Below are 17,512 nucleotides of genomic sequence, written 5' to 3' on the forward strand. Positions count from 1 at the left end.
GCGCGGCGGGCCGGACGCCGATGCGGTCGAGGGTCAGCCGATGAACGGGCGGGCGGTGTAGACGGAGCGCAGCGCCTCGAGGCCCGCGTCGCGGTCCATGAGCTCGCCCCAGTTCGGGTCGTTGTCGTAATAGGTGAGGGTGCCGATCCGGAAGCCGCGCCCGTCGGTGTTGATCCGTTTGATCGCCGCCCCGGCCCCGGCGATCCAGACCGCCTGGTTGCCCACGTTCGCCGTCGTGCCCCACTCGGCGATCACCACTTCTTTGGTACGCCAGCGCGGCAGATCCTCGATCGCCCAGGCGCGGGTGCGGTTGAAGACCTGGTACGGCGTACGCGGAGTGCCGTGGTTGTAAGCGTTCCACTGCAGCACCTGGACGTCGCCGCGCAGCCACTCCGGATGCATGCGCCGGAATGAGGCGCGGTGCCAGCCGCCCATGCCGATGCTGAACGTGACACCGGCCGGCAGCCCGTGCGACCGGAAGTACCCGATGATGTATTGGACCGCGGTCAGCGCCCGCGCGTCGGAGGCGGCCCAGCCGTGCGCGATACCGTTCTCGGTGGTGCCGAACTCGTGATCGGTGTCGAATTCGGAGCCGAGCTGAATGTTCACGGTTTCCGCGTACGGCATCGTCTTGAGCTGGTCGAGGGCGCGTTTCAGCAGCGGGTCGACCTGGCCCGAGGTGACCTGCCGATACCCGTACGCCCACTTCCACGTGTCGCCGGGCCGCTGCTGAATCGTCATGTCCGGTGCCGGGACCACGACCCCGTCGACGGTCTGCGGCCGGGGAATGGTCGGCTCACCCGCGCCGTAGTAGTTCAGTTCCAGCACGAAGTTCCGGTCCACCCCGGGCCCGAGATTGTTGATCCATTCCTTCTGCCAGCCCGGGAAGGTGGAGCCGTCCGCGATCGATCGGTACTGGGTCAGCGCCTCCATGTTTCGCAGCACGGCGGCTTGCGCGGTCACGTCCACGTCGCCGCCCTCATCCCCGATGAAGTGGTAGTACCCGCCTTTCACATCGAGCGGCGCGGCCTGAGCGGGCGCCGCGGAGATCGGCATGAGGCTGGTGGCCACGACGATGATGAAGATCAGCCGCACGGCGATTCCCCCTGTCTCGCCTTCTCACCGCTGAGAGGGCTGGCCGGAGGCTACAACCTCACCCGTTCCGCTGTACGGAAAGCAAAACGCATTCTTCGTCAGCAGAAAAGGATCAGTGTCCACTGTGGTTCACGACCTGTACGACATCATCCACCGCCGCCGCGACGTTCGCGCCGAGTTCACCGGCGCCCCCGTACCGGACGCCACCCTCGACCGCATCCTGACCGCCGCGCACGCCGCGCCCAGCGTCGGCATGTCCCAGCCGTGGGATTTCGTGATCGTCCGCGATCGCGCTCTGCGGGAAGCGTTCCACGACCACGTACGAACCGAGCGCGACGTCTACGCCGCCACCCTGGACGAGCCGTCGGCCGCCCGGTTCGCCCGCATCAAGATCGACGGCGTGCTGGAGTCCACCCTGTCGATCGTGGTCACCTACGACCCGGATCGCGGCGGCCCGGCTGTGCTGGGCCGGCACGCGATCGCCGACGCCGGTCTCTACTCGGTCTGCCTGGCCATCCAGAACCTCTGGCTGGCCGCCACGGCCGAGCGGCTGGGCGTCGGCTGGGTCTCGTTTTACCGCGAGGAGTTCCTCCGCGACCTGCTCGGCATTCCGGCCGCGGTCCGGCCGGTGGCCTGGCTCTGCCTCGGGCCGGTGACCGAGCTCCAGCGCGTACCCGATCTGGAACGGCACGGCTGGCGTGCCCGGCGGCCGCTGGAGGAGTTCCGGCACGCCGACCGGTGGGGGTTTGACTCAGCCGGCCCGGCGGTAACGGATGTGGGTGGCCAGGGGTGAGTTGAGCGCCTCGACGGGTTCGAAATCGAAGGACTGGGAACCGTCGAAGATGCGCTCGCCCGACCCGAGCAGTACCGGGGCGACGTCGAGCACGAGTTCGTCGATCACGCCGGCGGCCAGCGCCTGCCGGACGGTCGAGGCGCCACCGGCGATGGCCACCCCGCGGTCGCCGGCGGCCTGGCGTGCCGCGGAGTAGGCCGCGTCGAACCCCTCGGTGACGAAGTGGAACGTCGTCCCGCCCTCCATCGGGATCGGCTCGTGCTTGTGATGGGTCAGCACGAAGACCGGAGCGTGGTAGGGCGGCTCGGCGCCCCACCACCCGGTCCACTCCTCGTCCCAATCCCCGCGGATCGGACCGTACATGTTGCGGCCCATCACGTACGCGCCCCGCGGACGCCCCAGCCACTCGGCCGCCACCTTCTTGTCGGCCTCGGTTGCTCGCGGATCGCCGATGTGCCAGGCGTGCACCTCCTGCCCGCGCCGGCCCAGCGGATGCTCGCGGCTCTGATCCGGGCCCGCGACGAAGCCGTCCAGCGAGATGGAAAGGTGGCAGGTGGTGTCCGGCACGGCAAGGCCTCCCAAGCGATTGCGTATTGCAAGCGGTTGTGCGGACCTTAGCAGGTCACCACGGCGATCGCCGACGGCGTCCGGCGGGCGCAGCGCGGGTGCCGGGCTCGCCGGACGCGGTCGGCGGTCAGGCGATCCGGTTCATGTGCAGGACGGTCGGTTCGGCGGTGAGCAGCGGGCCGACCTGGGCCAGGATCTTGGCGATGCCCTCGCCGGCGAGGTGGGCGTCGAGCAGCTCCTGCGATTCCCACTCCTCGACCAGGACGATGCGGTGCCCGTCGGCGCGGTCGACATGGACGCCGAACTCCAGGCAGCCGGGCGCGCTGCGGTTGGCCTCGGCGTTGTCGACGATGATCTGGCGTACGGCGTCCGCGTTCCCCGGCGCGGCGACGCAGATGACGACTCCTCGGACACGCTCGGACATGGGTCCCCCTCGGCTGTGCTGCGGTCGATGACACCGGAGACGGTAGGACCTGACATTGGTGTGAGGTTCAAGTCCAACTCAGAAAAGGGGTCAGCCACCCCAGCCGAGTTGGCGCCGGGGCACTCCGGCGCGCTGTCCAGGCCCTCGATCAGCGCGCCGGCGAACGTTTCCAGTGTCACAAGCGGTTCACGGGGTACGCCGGTAAGCACCCGGCGCCATGCCGTACTCGCGTCGGAACGCGCCGGCCAGCGCCGACTCGGTCGCGTAGCCGGTCTGGCGGGCGATCGCGGCCAGTGGGGCGTCGGTCTCCCGGAGCAGCCGGGCGGCCCGGCCGAGCCGGGTGGTCAGCAGGTAGGCGGCGGGCGGGCGGCCGACCGCGGCGGTGAAGCGGCGGGTGAACGTGGCCCGGGACATGCCTGCCACCCGGCTGAGCTCGCGAACCGTCCATCGGGTGCCGGGGCTGCCGTCGATGGCCCGCACCACCGCCGTGATCCGTGGGTCGGGGGTGGCCGGCCAGTCCGCGGCCGCGAGCCACCGGCGCAGGGCTCCGGCGATCATCAGGTCCAGGAGGGCGTGGCGGCTGGCCGCGGTGACCAGCCCGGACGCCTCCTGCTCGTCGAGGTACGCCGCCACCGGGTCGAGCCCGCCGGCCGCCGGCACGACTATCGGGTCGGGCAGGTGGGTCAGGTACGGGTGTACGTGCTGGCCCGGCGGCAGCCGGTACGCGCCACAGAGGAACTCGAAGTCGGCCGGGCCCGGTGCGGGTCCGGTCGTGCCGAGCTCGACCGGCACGAGGGCCTGACCGGGCGCGGAGGCGAGCCCGTGGTCGGCGCCGGAGGTGATCAGCACGACGTCGCCGGGCGCGAGCCGCACTGGTGGCACGGCGGAGGACAGCAGCCAGCCGGTGCCGCGGAGAACCACATGGAAGCCGCTGCCGGTGAGCCCGTTGTAGCCCAGCCCCCACCCGCCGGACTGCCGGAACCGTCGCACCGTGCCCCGGCCCACCCGCAGCGCGGACAAGGCCTGACTCATGGCGTCCACCGCCGTCATGCTACAAACGCGCACCTTTCCGCGCCGCCGCGGCATGTCGGCGCGGCCCGGGCGGCGGTTGGCTGGACCCATGAGGGACTGCATTGTCATCGGGGCCGGCGCCGCGGGCCTCAGCGCCGGCCTGACGCTCGGGCGGGCCCGGCGTACCACCCTGGTCGTCGACGCCGGTCGCCCGAGCAACCGGACCGCCGCCACCATCGGCGGGCTGCTCGGACACGACGGGCGCGCGCCCGCCGAGTACTACGCGGCGGCACGGGCCGAGCTGGGCGCGTACCCATCGATCGAATGGTCCGGTGGGGAAGTGACCACGGGTGAGCGGCTGGAGGACGGCACCTTCGCGGTGGGTCTCGCCGACGGCCGCCGGGAGTTCGCGCGCACGCTGGTGCTCGCACCGGGGATGGACTATCGCTATCCGCCCGTGCCGGGTCTGGCCGAGCGGTGGGGCGGCGACGTGTTCCACTGCCCCTTCTGCCACGGCTGGGAAATGCGCGACCGGCCCATGGCCGTGCTGGCCGAGGGGGACGTCGGGGTGCACGGCGCGTTGAACCTCCGCGCCTACACCAGCGACATCACGCTGCTGACCAACGGCACCGGGCTGTCGGGGGAACAGCGGGACCAGCTGTCCGCGGGTGGTGTCAAGTGGGACGAACGCTCCCTGGCCGCCCTCGACGGCGAGGGTTCCGGTCTGAGCGCGGTTCACTTCACCGACGGCGGTGAGCTGGGGGTGAGCGCGATGCTGGTCAAGGCCTTCCTGCACCAGCGGTCGAATCTGGCCCGGGACCTCGGAGCCACAGTGACCACTTCGAACGAGCACCTCGGGGTGGAAGCCGTCGTCGTCGACCAGATGTACCGGACCGGGGTGCCCGGCCTGTACGCCGCCGGGGACGCGGCCACCTCGGTGCCGCCGTCGATGGCCGCCGCGGTCGCCTCGGGCTACCTGGCCGGGGCGAGCGCGGCGGTACAACTGGCGGCCAGCCGTTGAACGGATCTGTCAGCCGCTGAGGGGGCCCACGTCGAGGACGGTGATCGCGGCGGCGCCGAGCTCGTCCGAGGCGGCCAGGTCGACTGTGGCCTCGATGCCCCAGTCGTGGTCCTCGTCGGGGTCGGCGAAGACCTGCCGTACGCGCCAGATCTGCGGGCCCGCCTCGATGTGCAGCAGGGCCGGACCGCGGGCGTCGGGGCCGGTGCCGATCTCGTCGTACTCGTCGAAGTAGTCCTCCAGCGCGTCGGCCCAGCGGCCGGCCGACCAGCCCGCCTCGGCGTCCAGCTCGCCCAGCTCGGCCGTGCGGCGCAACGCGGCCAGCTCGACCCGGCGGAACATCGCGTTGCGGACCAGCACCCGGAACGCCCGGGTGTTGCGGGTGACCGCGGGCGGCTTGTCGTCGACCCGGACCTCGTCCGGATCGGCGCTCGGGTCGCGCAGTCGCTCCCACTCGTCCAGCAGGCTGGAGTCGACCTGCCGGACCAGCTCGCCGAGCCACTCGATGAGGTCGGTCAGTTCCTCGGTACGCGATTCCTCCGGCACCGTCTGCCGCAGCGCCCGGTACGCGTCGGCCAGGTAGCGCAGCACCAGGCCCTCGGAGCGGGACAGGCCGTAGAACGACACGTATTCGGTGAAGGTCATCGCCCGCTCGTACATGTCGCGTACCACAGACTTGGGTTTGAGCTCGTAGTCGGCGACCCACGGATGACCGCGACGGTACGTCTCGTACGCCGCCTCCAGCAGTTCGAGCAGGGGACGCGGCCACGTGACGTCCTCGAGCAGTTCCATCCGCTGCTCGTACTCGATGCCCTCGGCCTTCATCGCGTTGACGGCCTCGCCGCGGGCCTTCTGCCGTTGTGCCGACAGCACCTGCCGCGGGTCTTCCAGGGTCGCCTCGATCACCGAGACGACGTCGAGCGGGTAGTCGGGTGACTCACGGTCGAGCAGTTCCAGCGACGCCAGGGCGAAGGGGGAGAGGGCCTGGTTGAGCGCGAAGTCGATCTGGAGGTCTTCCACCATGCGGTAGACGCCGTCCGACTTCTCGATGACACCGCCCGCGACCAGGGCGCGGGCGATGGCCACGGCGCGGCGGATGTGGCGGCGCTGGGCGGCCGGGTCCTCGTGGTTGTCGGTCAGCAGGTGGCGCATGGCCGCGAACGAGTCGCCGCCGCGGCCGAGCACGTTGAGCAGCATCGCGTGCGACACCTGGAACGACGACGTCAGCGGCTCGGGTTCGGCCTCGATCAGCCGGTCGAAGGTGGGCCGCCCGTAGCCGACGCTGCCCTCGGGCGGCTTCTTCTTGACCACCTTGCGGCGTTTCTTGGGGTCGTCGCCGGCCTTGGCCATGGCCCGCTCGTTGTCGATCACATGCTCGGGGGCCTGCACGATGACCGTGCCGACGGTGTCGTACCCGGCCCGGCCGGCCCGCCCGGCGATCTGGTGGAACTCGCGGGCCTTGAGCAGCCGGGTCTTCACGCCGTCGTACTTGGACAGGCCGGTGAACAGGACCGTGCGGATGGGTACGTTGATGCCGACGCCGAGGGTGTCCGTACCGCAGATGACCTTGAGCAGTCCGGCTTGGGCGAGGGTCTCGACCAGGCGGCGGTACTTCGGCAGCATCCCGGCGTGGTGCACACCGATGCCGTGGCGGACCAGGCGGCTGAGGGTGCGCCCGAAGCCCGCCGTGAACCGGAAGTTGCCGATCGCCGCGGCGATCTTGTCTTTCTCCTCACGCGTGCACATGTTGACGCTCATCAGGGCCTGCGCGCGTTCCAGGGCGGCGGCCTGGGTGAAGTGCACGATGTAGACCGGGCTCTGCCGGGTGCTCAGCAGCTCCTCGATCGTCTCGTGCAGCGGCGTCATGGCGTACTCGAAAAGCAGCGGGACCGGCCGCTCGGCCGTGCTGACCACCGCTGTCGCCCGGCCGGTACGCCGGGACAGGTCGTCGACGAAGCGCGTGGTGTCGCCGAGCGTGGCCGACATCAGCAGGAACTGCGCCTGGGGCAGCTCGATCAGCGGCACCTGCCAGGCCCAGCCGCGGTCGGGTTCGGCGTAGAAGTGGAACTCGTCCATCACCACCTGGCCCACGTCGGCGTCCTTGCCCTCGCGCAGCGCCAGGTTGGCCAGGATCTCGGCCGTGCAGGCGATGATCGGCGCGTCCGCGTTCACGCTGGCGTCGCCGGTGAGCATGCCGACGTTGTGGGCGCCGAACGTGGCGCACAGGGCGAAGAACTTCTCCGAGACCAGGGCCTTGATCGGCGCGGTGTAGAAGGTGGTGCGCTTGTCGGCCAGGGCGGCGAAGTGCGCGCCGGTGGCGACCAGGCTCTTGCCCGAGCCGGTGGGGGTGTTCAGGATGACGTTCGCCCCGGTGGTGATCTCCAGGAGTGCTTCCTCCTGGTGCGGGTAGAGCGTCAGTCCCTGCTCGGTCACCCAGCCGGTGAAGGCGTCGAGGACGGTCTCGGGGTCGGGTGTGCCGGGCAGGCGTTCGGTCAGGTTCATGATGACGCCCAGTCTATGGATGCCGTGGCCAGTCCTTCAGGGTGTGTCGCAGGTGCGCGATCTCGGCCGGGCCGAGGCCGTAGACGGCGAACCGGGCGTCGTCGAGCCGGTCCAGGTAGCGGCCGGCGTCGGCCAGATCCTCGTCGTCCAGGGCCGGGTCGGCCGTTCGGGCCAACGCCAGCACCCGGTCCAGCGGGTAGCGTTCCAGCGCCGCCGCCACGTCGATGTAGTCGCGTACCTCGCGCCGCCCGGCCAGCGCCGCCACCTTGGTCGCGACCAGGTCGTCGAGGTGCATGACGGGGCCGATGTCCATCACCACGGGCGCGTTGCGGCGGTCCAGCCGGCACAGGGTCAGCCGCAGCGCCCGGTCGCCGTCGGCCACCAGGAACTCGCGCAGGTGCTCGTCCATGCCGTCGAACATCTCGTCCGGCGCCTCGCGGGCCACCGCGTAGCCGGCCGCGACCAGGGCGGTGGCCACCTCGCCGGCCGCCGCGGCGACGCCGTCCTCGGCGTCGGTGAACAGGTCGACGTCCTCGGTGGGCCGGCGGACCAGGCCGTTGACCAGCCACGCGACGCCGCCGCCGAGGACGAAGCCGTGCTTTTCGGCCACGCGCAGGGAGATCCGTGCGACGTCGGTGAAGAAGTCGGTCACCGGCTCAGCGTGCGGTGCCGGGCCTCCCAGGCCGCACGCACGCCCCGCGGCAGGTTGAGCCGCGGCCAGACCCGGACCAGCGTCGGCCCGTGCAGGTAGCTGCGCAGTTCCTCGGCCCGGACGGCCTCGCGCAGCACGTTCTCGTACATCCACAGCAGCTCGTCCGGCCGGTCGAGGTCGAACGCGCGCGGCGGGCCCCACCACAGGCGCAGCGGCAGCTCGACCGGGCCGTGCCGCGGACCGGTCAGCTCGCGCAGGCTCCCGGCGACCACGACGGGCCGGTGCGGCCGCGCGAGGTGCACCACGGGACTGGTCATGGGGACAGAGTATCCTGCGCGAACCCGTTCAGCAGCCAGCGCAGCCCGCGCTCGAAGGTGTCACCGGCGGCCGGCTCCCGTTCGAGCATGGGCCCGAGGTGGGGGTAGTCGCCCTCGGCGACGATCTTGCGCAGGTACGGCCGGAGCTCGGGGTCGCCGGCCGCGGCGATCTCCCGGCGCTCCCGGATGGCGAACCCGGTGCTGTAATCGGCCACCACCGCCATCAGCCGCCACTTGGCCGCCGCGTCCGCGTCCAGCGAGTCGAGGGCGGCGATCGACTGGTCGCCGTGGCGCAGCATGTTGGGCCCGACCCGGCCGTGCATGGACCGGCGGGTGACCAGGTCGATCAGCCACGGGTGGCGCAGGGTGGCGGCGCGTTCCCGGTGGGCGATGGCGATGGTGGCCTCGCGCCAGTCGGCCGGCAGTTCTTCCGGCGGCACCAGGGTCTCGGCCGGACCGTCCGCTCCGGAACCTCTCCGTCGTGGTCGCGCTCGGTGCCACCATGACCGTGATCGACACGACCATCGTCAACGTCGCGGTGCACGTCCTCGGCCGCGCGCTGGACACCTCGCTCAGCACCGTCCAGTGGGTGCTGACCGGCTATCTGCTGGCGCTCTCGATGACCATCCCGGTCAGCGGCTGGGCCGTGCGGCGCTTCGGCGCGCGTACCGTCTGGTTGACGTCGTTGATCCTCTTCTCGGCCGGCTCGGTGCTGTGCGGCCTGGCCTGGTCGGCGGGCAGCCTGATCGCGTTCCGCGTCCTCCAGGGCGTCGGCGGTGGCCTGCTCATGCCGACCGCGCAGACGATGCTGGCCCGCGCGGCCGGTCCCGAGCGGATGGCCCGGGCGATGGCCGTCGTGTCGATCCCGGCCATGCTGGCCCCGGCGCTCGGCCCGGTGCTCGGCGGCCTGCTGCTCGACCACCTGTCGTGGCGCTGGATGTTCCTGATCAACGTGCCGGTGTGCGTGGTCGCGCTGGTTCTCGCGGTGCGGCTGCTGCCGGCCGGCGACCCGGAGCGGGAGGCGGGCGCCGGGCTCGACGGCTGGGGCCTGGCGTTGCTCTCGCCCGGCCTGGCCTTGGTCGTCTACGGCCTGGCCGGGCTGGCCGAGGGCGGTTCGCCGGTCTGGCTGCCGGCCGGCGCGGCCCTGCTGGTGGCGTTCGCTCTGCACTCGTCGCGGCGGCGCGACCGGGCCCTGCTCGACCTGCGGCTGTTCGGCGACCGCGCGTTCGCCACCTCGGTGGGCGTGTTGTTCGGCTACTCGATCGCGGCCTTCGGCGCGCTCATTCTCATTCCCCTGTACGCCCAGACGGTCCGCGGCAGCGACACCCTCGACGCCGGCCTGCTGGTCGCCCCGCTCGGCGCCGGCGCGATCGTCACGATGGCCCTGGCCGGGTCGATCAGTGCCCGCTTCGGCACCCGGTGGCCCTCCGTCACCGGCATCGCGCTGGTCGTTGCCGGCCTGTCCGTCTACACGCGACTGAGCGCGGGCACCGGGTGGCCGGTCCTGGCCGTGGCGACCTTCGTCATGGGGCTGGGCCACGGCCTGGTGACGCCGCTGGCGATGGCCGGGGCGTACCGCGATCTGCCCCGCACCGCGATCCCCGGCGCCACCACCGCGGCCAACATCTCGGTCCGGGTCGGCTCCGCGCTGGGCGCCGCGGTCCTGGCCATCGTGCTGCAGTATCTCTCCCGGCACACCGCCGACGCCGCGGCCGCCTTCGCCGGCAGCTTCCGGTGGGCGTTCGGCATCGCCGCCGCCACGCTGCTGCCCGCCCTGCTGATCAGGGAGAAGGAGCCGGTGCCGGGACCAGTGCCCTGATCCCGGCCAGGATCAGGTCGATGCCGGCCAGGAACTGCGCCCGGTCGTCGTGATCGGCGAGCCGGCCGGCGACCGTACGCGCGAACGAATGCTCGTCCTGGTCGAGGGCCGCCCAGGTGGCCGACATCGACCGGAGAACCGTGGCCCGGTCGGTGCCCGGCGCCACCGAGCGGGCCAGCGCGGCGTTCTGCCCGGCCACGCCGAGGATGTAGTTGAGCAGCGCCGACGCCGCGTCGAACTGCGCTGCGGCCGGTACGCCGAGCGCCCGCACCTGCCGCCCGAGGCGTTCGAAGATCTTCAGCGTGGTCAGCTGGGAGGTGAGCCGGGGGAGTTGCGTGCCGGTCCACGGGTGCGCGTCGACCGCGTCGAAAACGCCCAGCGCGACCGCCCGGACCGTGTCGGCCGGGTCGGCGGCGGCGGTGTCCAGGGCGCCGGTGAGCACCGCGTCGGTGGCCGCGACGAGCAGGTCGTCCTTGTTCGTCACGTGCCAGTAGATGGCGCCCAGCCCGGTGTTGAGCCGGGCCGCCAGAGCGCGCACGGTCAGCCCGCTCTCGCCGCTCTCGTCGAGCATCTCGACCGCGGCGCCGACGATGCGCTCCCGCGAGAGAGCGTCTACCCGACGAGTCACGCGCCCATCTTGACACGTCTGGATCGTCGTTCCAAACTCGGAATGGAACAACGATCCAGAGGGGGAGCGACATGACGGTCACGATCATCGGAGCGGGACTCGGCGGCCTGGTGCTGGCCCGTGTCCTGCACGTGCACGGCATCGCGGCGACCGTGTACGAGGCCGACGCCTCGCCGCAGGCCCGCACGCAGGGCGGTCAGCTCGACATCCACCAGCACAACGGGCAGCTCGCGCTGGAGGCGGCCGGCCTGCTCGACGAGTTCCGGGCCCACATCCACGCCGGCGCCGAGGCGACCAGGGTCCTCGACCGGCACGGGCGGGTCCTGCTCGACCGGCCCGACGACGGCACCGGTGGGCGGCCCGAGATCCTCCGCGGCGATCTGCGCCGGATCCTGATCGACGCGCTGCCGGCCGGCACCGTCCGGTGGGGGCACCGGGTCACCGCGGTCCGGCCGGTCGGCGGCGCCCGCCACCAGGTCACCTTCGCCGACGGCACGACCACCACGACCGAGCTGCTGGTCGGGGCCGACGGCGCCTGGTCGCGGGTCCGTCCGCTGCTGACCGGCGCCCAGCCCGAGTACTACGGCGCCTCGTTCGTCGAGACCTACCTGTTCGAGGCGGACGAGCGCCACGCCGCCACGGCCCGGGCGGTCGGCGCCGGCGCGATGATGGCGGTCGAGCCGGGCCAGGGCATCCAGGCCCACCGCGAGGCGGGCGGCGTGCTGCACACCTACGTGGCGCTGACCCGGCCGCTCGACTGGTTCGCGGACTTCGACACCGCCCGGATCGCCGCCGAGTTCGAGGGCTGGGCGCCCGAGCTGACCGCCCTGATCACCGAGGGCGACACCGCGCCGGTCCTGCGCCCGCTGCACGCCCTGCCGGTCGGCCACCGCTGGGACCCGGTCCCCGGCGTCACCCTGCTCGGCGACGCCGCCCACCTCCAGCCGCCGAACGGCGAGGGCGCCAACCTGGCCATGTTCGACGGCGCCGAGCTGGCCCGGGCCATCGCCGCCGACCCGGTCACGGCCCTGGCCGGCTACGAGGACGCGATGTTCGCGCGCAGCACCGAGGAGGCCGTCGAGGCCCGCCGCGACTTCGAGATCATCTTCGGCGCCAAGACCCCGCAGAGCGTCGTCGAGCTTTTCGGAGCCTGACGGTGGTAGCCCTGGGCGGGATACCGCTCAGGCGGCGAGGCGGACGCGGACCACGAGGTCGTGCAGCTCGCGCACGGCGGCCGGCTCGGGCTTGTCGGGCAGGTGCGATGCGTCCCGCGCCGCCTCCAGCTCGACCCGCAGCCGCGCCACGTCCTTCTCCAGCGCGACCGCCAGGTCCGGCGGGAACGGGCCGTGCTCGGCCGCCCGCTTGGCCGCGATCAGGTCCGGCGCATAGGCCGGCGCGTCGAGTTCGCGCAGGTCGGCGACCACCTCGCCGGTGCGCATCAGGTGGAGCCCGGTCAGCAGCACGCGTAGCAGGTAGAGCGCGGGCTTGAGCTCGCCGGTCTTCGCGAACACCTTCTCCTGGGTGGCCGCGAAGCCCAGGTAGTGATGTGCGTGGTTGCGCGTCATCAGCCGGGGCGCGAGCGCGACCAACTCGGCGTGCGCCGGCGTGGTCACCACCACCAGCGGCGACAGCAGCTGCTCGAGCACGTACCCGTTGCGGCTGTTCAGCAGGCGGGCGAACTTCAGCAGGTCGTGGCTGACCACGTCCAGCTCGACGCCGTCCCGGAAGCCGTCGGTCGACAGCGTCTCGGGGCCGGTACGCAGGCCGATCACCTCGGCCACCGGCAGGACATGAGCGGCGCGCAGGTCGAGGTCGGAGTCGACCGAGGCGAACCCGTACAGGTGCGCGCCGCTCACGGTCGCGAAGATCAGGGGATAGGGCAGGTCGGTGGCGATCTGGCCGGCCCACTCCGGCACCTCGGTGGTCATCGTTGGAGACCCCTTTCGCGTACGCCGATCAGCACGCGATCGATCGTCTCGCGATCCGGCCGGTCCGGCAGCCGGGTTTCCGCGGCCGCAACCTCGAGGTCGGCCGTCAACTCGGCGGCCCACCCCTCCCAGGGGGCCGAGCCGTCCCTGACCGCGAGCAGCCGGTCACGCAGCTGTGACACCTCCACCAGGATGTCTCCAGTACGCAACACGTGCGCCCCGGCCAGCAGCAGCCGGATCATGTGCATGGCCTGCTTGAGGTTCGTCTCCCCGGTGCGCTCGCGGCGGGCCCTGACCCGGGCCAGCTGATCGCGCGCGTAGTTGCCGTAGGTCTCGGCCACCCGCCGCGAGAGGAACGCCCGCCGCGCGTCCAGCAGCGCCCGCCCGTCCTCGGTCACCGTCTCCACCAGCGGGCTCCACAGCACCTCGAGCACCGTCGGGTTGGCCTGCTCGGCCAGCGCGCAGAACCGCTCGACCTCCCACGAGAACTCCTCGTCGCGCGGGCCGTCGAGGTGCGTGGGTGGTTTGTCCAGCCGCCAGAACAGCCGGGTGGGGGCGGCGAACACGCCCCGCCGGTCGTGGTCGGAGGCCGGGCCGTGGAGCCCGTACGCCCGGGATCCGACCACGACCGACAGGATCGTGTGCTCCGGAACCAGCGAGATCACAGATCCAGGACCGTGCCGTCGATCGCGTCCAGTTCCGCGGCGGTGAACTCCAGCTGGCCCAGGGCGGCCACGTTGTCCTCGAGCTGGGCCACGCTCGACGCGCCGATGATCAGGCTGGTCATCCGCGGGTCGCGCAGCGCCCACGCGAGGGCCATCTGGGCCAGCGACTGGCCCCGATCCTTGGCGATGTCGTTGAGCGCGTGCAGCCGGCCCATGGTCTGCTGGTCGAGCGCGTCCTCGTTGAGGAAGACGCTGGTACGCACCCGTGAGTCGTCCGGAATGCCCTGGAAGTAGCGGTCGGTGAGCAGGCCCTGCTGCAGGGGGCTGAACGCGATGCAGCCGGCGCCGGCTCGTTCCAGGCTGTCGAGCAGGTGGTCCTTCTCGGTCCAGCGGTTCAGGATCGAGTACGACGGCTGGTGGATCAGCAGCGGTGTGCCCAGGTCGCGCAGGATCGCCGCGGCCCGGTCGGTCTGCTCGGCGCTGTAGTTGCTGATGCCCACGTACAGCGCCTTGCCCGCCCGGACCACCGCGTCGAGCGCGGCCATCGTCTCCTCCAGCGGCGTGTCCGGGTCGGGCCGGTGGTGGTAGAAGACGTCGACGTAGTCCAGGCCCATCCGCCGCAGCGACTGGTCCAGCGACGAGACCAGGTATTTCCGCGAGCCCCACTCGCCGTACGGGCCCTCCCACATGTGGTAGCCGGCCTTGGTGCTGATCACCAGTTCGTCCCGGTACGGGCGCAGGTCGGCGGCGAGCAGCCGGCCGAAGTTGGACTCGGCGCTGCCCGGCGGCGGCCCGTAGTTGTTGGCCAGGTCGAAGTGGGTCACGCCGAGGTCGAACGCGCGGCGCACGATGGCCCGCTGGGTCTCCAGCGGGCGGGTGTCGCCGAAGTTGTGCCAGAGGCCGAGGGAGATCGCCGGAAGCCGGAGGCCGCTGCGCCCGGCCCGGCGGTAGGTCATCGTCTGGTAGCGGTCGTCCGCCGCGTGGTAGGTCACACACCACACTCTAGAAGCGCGATCTTGAAATAATGCGCTGGTAGTTTGGTCGCCAGCCGCAGCGGGAGAGTTCACCGCTTGTTGGTGGCGCCGAAGGGGCAAATCCTCCCCGGAACCTCTCAGGCACACGGACCGCGCGGGCAGGCGACTCTGAAGTGCCGTTCGTGGGCACGACAGAGGGGGAGGGTCTGATGCGACGACCCCCGGCCTGGAGTGCGCCCATGACGACCTTTGCCAACCGGCACATCGGCCCCGACGCCGACGAGCAGTCCCAGATGCTCAAGGCGATCGGCTATTCGACGCTGGACGACCTGATGGATGCCGCGATCCCGGATTCCATCCGGTGGCGTGAGGCGCTGGCCCTGCCGGCCGCCGCGTCGGAAGAGGAGGCGATCGCCGAGCTGCGCGCGATCGCCGGGCGCAACCGGGTCACCACCTCGATGATCGGGCTCGGCTACTACGGCACCACGACACCGGCCGTGATCCGCCGCAACGTGCTCGAGAACCCGGCCTGGTACACCGCCTACACGCCCTACCAGCCTGAGATCAGCCAGGGCCGTCTCGAGGCGCTGCTCAACTTCCAGACCATGGTCACCGACCTCACCGGGCTGACCACGGCCAACGCCTCGATGCTGGACGAGGGCACCGCCGTGGCCGAGGCGATGACGCTGGCCAAGCGCGGTTCCAAGAGCAAGAGCCCGGTGTACGCGGTGGACGCCGACACCTTCCCGCAGACGCTCGCGATCCTGCGGACCCGGGCCGAGCCGCTCGGCATCGAGCTGCGCCTGGTCGACCTCGACGCCGGCGACGACCTGCCGGACGAGTTCTTCGGGCTGCACCTGCAGTTCCCCGGCGCCTCGGGCGCGGTCCGCGACCACGCCGCGATCATCGAGCGGGCGCACGCCGCCGGTGCCCTGGTCACGGTGGCCGCCGACCTGCTGTCGCTGACGCTGCTGCGGCCGCCGGGCGAGATCGGGGCGGACATCGCGGCCGGCACGACGCAGCGGTTCGGCGTACCCCTCGGCTTCGGTGGCCCGCACGCCGGCTACCTCGCGGTCCGTGGCGGGCTGGAGCGGTCGCTGCCCGGCCGGCTGGTCGGCGTGTCCAAGGACGCCGACGGCGCCCAGGCCTACCGGCTCGCGCTGCAGACCCGCGAGCAGCACATCCGGCGAGAGAAGGCGACCAGCAACATCTGCACCGCGCAGGTGCTGCTGGCGGTCATGGCCAGCATGTACGCGGTTTACCACGGTGCCGACGGGCTGCGCGCGATCGCGACGCGTACCCATCAGAAGGCCTTGGATCTTGCGGGCGGTCTCGCCGCGGCCGGCCTGCCGCCGGTCCACGACGCGTTCTTCGACACCGTCACCGTGCGCGTGCCCGGCCGGGCCGCCGCCGTGCTCGACGCGGCGGCCGCCCACGGCATCGACCTGCGCCTCGTGGACGCCGACACCGTCGCGGTCAGCTGCGACGAGACGACCACCGACGCCGTTGTCGCCGACGTGCTGGACGCCTTCGGGGGCTCGGCCGCCGCACCGGCGTCGTGCGGGGCGGTCGCTCTGGCGCGTACCAGTGAGTTCCTGACCCACCCGGTGTTCTCCACCCACCACTCCGAGACCGGCATGCTGCGCTACCTGCGCCGGCTCTCCGACCGCGACTACGCGCTCGACCGCGGCATGATCCCGCTCGGCTCGTGCACGATGAAGCTCAACGCCACCACCGAGATGGAGCCGGTGACCTGGGCCGAGTTCGCCGGCATGCACCCGTACGCCCCGGCCGCCAACACGGCCGGCTACGAAGCCCTGGTCACCCAGCTGGAGGGCTGGTTGGCCGAGCTCACCGGCTACGACGCGGTGTCGGTGCAGCCCAACGCCGGTTCCCAGGGTGAGTTGGCCGGGCTGCTGGCGATCCGCGGCTACCACCGCTCGCGCGGCGACCTCGACCGTGACGTCTGCCTGATCCCGTCGAGCGCGCACGGCACCAACGCCGCCTCCGCGGTGATGGCCGGCATGCGGGTCGTGGTCGTCGCCTGTGACGCCAACGGCAACGTCGACCTGGCCGACCTGGACGCGAAGATCGCCCAGCACGCCTCGCGCCTGGCCGCGATCATGGTCACCTACCCGTCGACGCACGGTGTGTACGAGACGTCGATCACCGAGTTGTGCGCCAAGGTGCACGACGCCGGCGGCCAGGTCTACGTCGACGGCGCCAACCTGAACGCGCTGGTCGGCTTCGCCCGGCCCGGCAAGTTCGGCGCCGACGTGTCGCACCTCAACCTGCACAAGACGTTCTGCATCCCGCACGGCGGTGGGGGTCCCGGCGTGGGCCCGGTCGCCGTCCGCGCCCACCTCGCGTCGTTCCTGCCCGGCGACCCGCTGGCCTCCGGTGACCACCACGCCGTCTCGGCCGCCGCGCACGGCTCGGCCGGCATCCTGCCGATCTCCTGGGCCTACCTGCGCATGATGGGCCCCGACGGCCTGGCCGCGGCGACGTCGGTCGCGGTGCTCTCCGCCAACTACGTCGCGACCCGCCTCGGCGACCACTTCCCGATCCTGTACGCCGGCGACAACGGCCTGGTCGCCCACGAGTGCATCCTCGACCTGCGCCCGATCACCAAGGCCACCGGCGTCTCGGTCGACGACGTGGCCAAGCGGCTGATCGACTACGGCTTCCACGCGCCGACGATGAGTTTCCCGGTGGCCGGGACGCTGATGGTGGAGCCGACCGAGAGCGAGGACCTGGCCGAGCTGGACCGCTTCTGCGACGCCATGATCGCCATCAAGGCCGAGATCGACCGGGTGGCGGCGGGGGAGTGGCCGGCCGGCGACAATCCGCTGGCCAACGCCCCGCACACGGCGGCGTCGGTGTCGGCCGACGAGTGGGACCACGCGTACCCGCGCTCGGTGGCGGCGTACCCGCCGGGCGTCGACCGGATGTCGAAGTACTGGACGCCGGTCCGGCGGATCGACGGGGCCTACGGCGACCGCAACCTGGTCTGCTCGTGCCCGTCTCCGGAAGCCTTCGAGGACTGATCTCCGGCGGTGTGGGCCGCGGCTCAAGAGCGGGTCGCGGCCCCGTTGTCGCTACGTTGCGTAGCGATCACG

The 17,512-nt window shown here is 71.8% G+C and carries 17 protein-coding genes and 1 riboswitch; of the genes, 5 read left to right on the plus strand and 12 right to left on the minus strand.

The genetic code is table 11. The features are described from left to right. Nucleotides 1–33 precede the first annotated feature (33 nt). Nucleotides 34–1,095: a hypothetical protein gene (locus ACGFIO_RS10950; protein WP_392824920.1), complete on the minus strand. Its 1,062-nt coding sequence runs from the start codon at nucleotides 1,093–1,095 to the stop codon at nucleotides 34–36. A gap of 124 nt (nucleotides 1,096–1,219) precedes the next feature. Between ACGFIO_RS10950 and bluB the strand changes: the two genes are divergently transcribed. Continuing rightward, the gene (bluB, locus tag ACGFIO_RS10955) at nucleotides 1,220–1,888 is read left to right on the plus strand and encodes a 5,6-dimethylbenzimidazole synthase (protein WP_392825472.1); all 669 of its coding nucleotides are present in this window, start codon (nucleotides 1,220–1,222) and stop codon (nucleotides 1,886–1,888) included. Here the strand turns inward: bluB and ACGFIO_RS10960 are convergent. The 3 genes from ACGFIO_RS10960 to ACGFIO_RS10970 form a co-directional block, all read right to left on the minus strand. Beyond that, nucleotides 1,847–2,455: a dihydrofolate reductase family protein gene (locus tag ACGFIO_RS10960; protein WP_392824923.1), complete on the minus strand. Its 609-nt coding sequence runs from the start codon at nucleotides 2,453–2,455 to the stop codon at nucleotides 1,847–1,849. The genes bluB and ACGFIO_RS10960 overlap by 42 nt on opposite strands. Before the next feature lie 127 nt (nucleotides 2,456–2,582). After that, nucleotides 2,583–2,879, minus strand: a complete 297-nt coding sequence (locus ACGFIO_RS10965) for a putative quinol monooxygenase (protein WP_392824926.1) — start codon at nucleotides 2,877–2,879, stop codon at nucleotides 2,583–2,585. A gap of 186 nt (nucleotides 2,880–3,065) precedes the next feature. Continuing rightward, nucleotides 3,066–3,929, minus strand: a complete 864-nt coding sequence (locus ACGFIO_RS10970) for a cupin domain-containing protein (protein ID WP_392824928.1) — start codon at nucleotides 3,927–3,929, stop codon at nucleotides 3,066–3,068. 70 nt (nucleotides 3,930–3,999) lie between these two features. On the opposite strand from ACGFIO_RS10970, the gene ACGFIO_RS10975 reads away from it, so the two are divergent. Then, complete coding sequence (locus ACGFIO_RS10975; RefSeq protein ID WP_392824930.1) at nucleotides 4,000–4,911, plus strand: NAD(P)/FAD-dependent oxidoreductase; 912 nt, start codon at nucleotides 4,000–4,002, stop codon at nucleotides 4,909–4,911. Nucleotides 4,912–4,920: 9 nt separating this feature from the next. On the opposite strand, the gene ACGFIO_RS10980 is transcribed toward ACGFIO_RS10975, so the two are convergent. From ACGFIO_RS10980 to ACGFIO_RS10995, 4 genes are read right to left on the minus strand one after another with little or no spacing between them, the layout of a single operon-like run. Then, nucleotides 4,921–7,410 carry a DEAD/DEAH box helicase gene (locus tag ACGFIO_RS10980; protein WP_392824935.1) on the minus strand — a complete coding sequence of 830 codons (2,490 nt, stop codon included), beginning with the start codon at nucleotides 7,408–7,410 and terminating at the stop codon, nucleotides 4,921–4,923. A 13-nt stretch (nucleotides 7,411–7,423) separates the two neighbouring features. Next, nucleotides 7,424–8,062, minus strand: coding sequence for a nucleotidyl transferase AbiEii/AbiGii toxin family protein (locus tag ACGFIO_RS10985; protein ID WP_392824937.1), 639 nt, complete (start codon nucleotides 8,060–8,062; stop codon nucleotides 7,424–7,426). Continuing rightward, complete coding sequence (locus tag ACGFIO_RS10990) at nucleotides 8,059–8,379, minus strand: hypothetical protein (RefSeq protein WP_392824940.1); 321 nt, start codon at nucleotides 8,377–8,379, stop codon at nucleotides 8,059–8,061. Before ACGFIO_RS10990 ends, ACGFIO_RS10985 begins: the two co-directional genes overlap by 4 nt. Next, a complete protein-coding gene (locus tag ACGFIO_RS10995) occupies nucleotides 8,376–8,819 on the minus strand; it encodes a TetR/AcrR family transcriptional regulator C-terminal domain-containing protein (RefSeq protein ID WP_392824943.1) in 444 nt (147 codons plus the stop codon). The genes ACGFIO_RS10990 and ACGFIO_RS10995 overlap by 4 nt, the downstream gene beginning before the upstream one ends. 41 nt (nucleotides 8,820–8,860) lie before the next feature. Between ACGFIO_RS10995 and ACGFIO_RS11000 the strand changes: the two genes are divergently transcribed. Beyond that, nucleotides 8,861–10,198 carry a DHA2 family efflux MFS transporter permease subunit gene (locus tag ACGFIO_RS11000; RefSeq protein WP_392824945.1) on the plus strand — a complete coding sequence of 446 codons (1,338 nt, stop codon included), beginning with the start codon at nucleotides 8,861–8,863 and terminating at the stop codon, nucleotides 10,196–10,198. Here the strand turns inward: ACGFIO_RS11000 and ACGFIO_RS11005 are convergent. Continuing rightward, nucleotides 10,161–10,826, minus strand: a complete 666-nt coding sequence (locus ACGFIO_RS11005) for a TetR/AcrR family transcriptional regulator (RefSeq protein ID WP_392824948.1) — start codon at nucleotides 10,824–10,826, stop codon at nucleotides 10,161–10,163. The genes ACGFIO_RS11000 and ACGFIO_RS11005 overlap by 38 nt on opposite strands. A 71-nt stretch (nucleotides 10,827–10,897) precedes the next feature. Between ACGFIO_RS11005 and ACGFIO_RS11010 the strand changes: the two genes are divergently transcribed. After that, entirely contained in the window at nucleotides 10,898–11,980 is a 1,083-nt protein-coding gene (locus tag ACGFIO_RS11010) for an FAD-dependent oxidoreductase (protein WP_392824951.1), read from the plus strand. A gap of 27 nt (nucleotides 11,981–12,007) precedes the next feature. Here ACGFIO_RS11010 and ACGFIO_RS11015 read toward each other — a convergent pair whose 3' ends face one another. The 3 genes from ACGFIO_RS11015 to mgrA are packed head-to-tail and all read right to left on the minus strand — an operon-like array spanning nucleotide 12,008 to nucleotide 14,411. Beyond that, a complete protein-coding gene (locus tag ACGFIO_RS11015; protein WP_392824953.1) occupies nucleotides 12,008–12,754 on the minus strand; it encodes a DNA polymerase beta superfamily protein in 747 nt (248 codons plus the stop codon). Further along, nucleotides 12,751–13,419 carry a DNA polymerase beta superfamily protein gene (locus ACGFIO_RS11020; protein ID WP_392824956.1) on the minus strand — a complete coding sequence of 223 codons (669 nt, stop codon included), beginning with the start codon at nucleotides 13,417–13,419 and terminating at the stop codon, nucleotides 12,751–12,753. The genes ACGFIO_RS11015 and ACGFIO_RS11020 overlap by 4 nt, the downstream gene beginning before the upstream one ends. Further along, on the minus strand, nucleotides 13,416–14,411 hold the full coding sequence (gene mgrA / locus ACGFIO_RS11025) for an L-glyceraldehyde 3-phosphate reductase (protein ID WP_392824959.1): 996 nt from the start codon (nucleotides 14,409–14,411) through the stop codon (nucleotides 13,416–13,418). Before mgrA ends, ACGFIO_RS11020 begins: the two co-directional genes overlap by 4 nt. Nucleotides 14,412–14,463: 52 nt before the next feature. Next, nucleotides 14,464–14,556: riboswitch (glycine riboswitch) on the plus strand. A 76-nt stretch (nucleotides 14,557–14,632) separates the two neighbouring features. Between mgrA and gcvP the strand changes: the two genes are divergently transcribed. Beyond that, nucleotides 14,633–17,440 carry an aminomethyl-transferring glycine dehydrogenase gene (gene gcvP / locus ACGFIO_RS11030; RefSeq protein ID WP_392824962.1) on the plus strand — a complete coding sequence of 936 codons (2,808 nt, stop codon included), beginning with the start codon at nucleotides 14,633–14,635 and terminating at the stop codon, nucleotides 17,438–17,440. Nucleotides 17,441–17,512 lie beyond the last annotated feature (72 nt).

The sequence above is a fragment of the Actinoplanes sp. NPDC049265 genome, assembly GCF_043197135.1.
GTDB lineage: Bacteria > Actinomycetota > Actinomycetes > Mycobacteriales > Micromonosporaceae > Actinoplanes.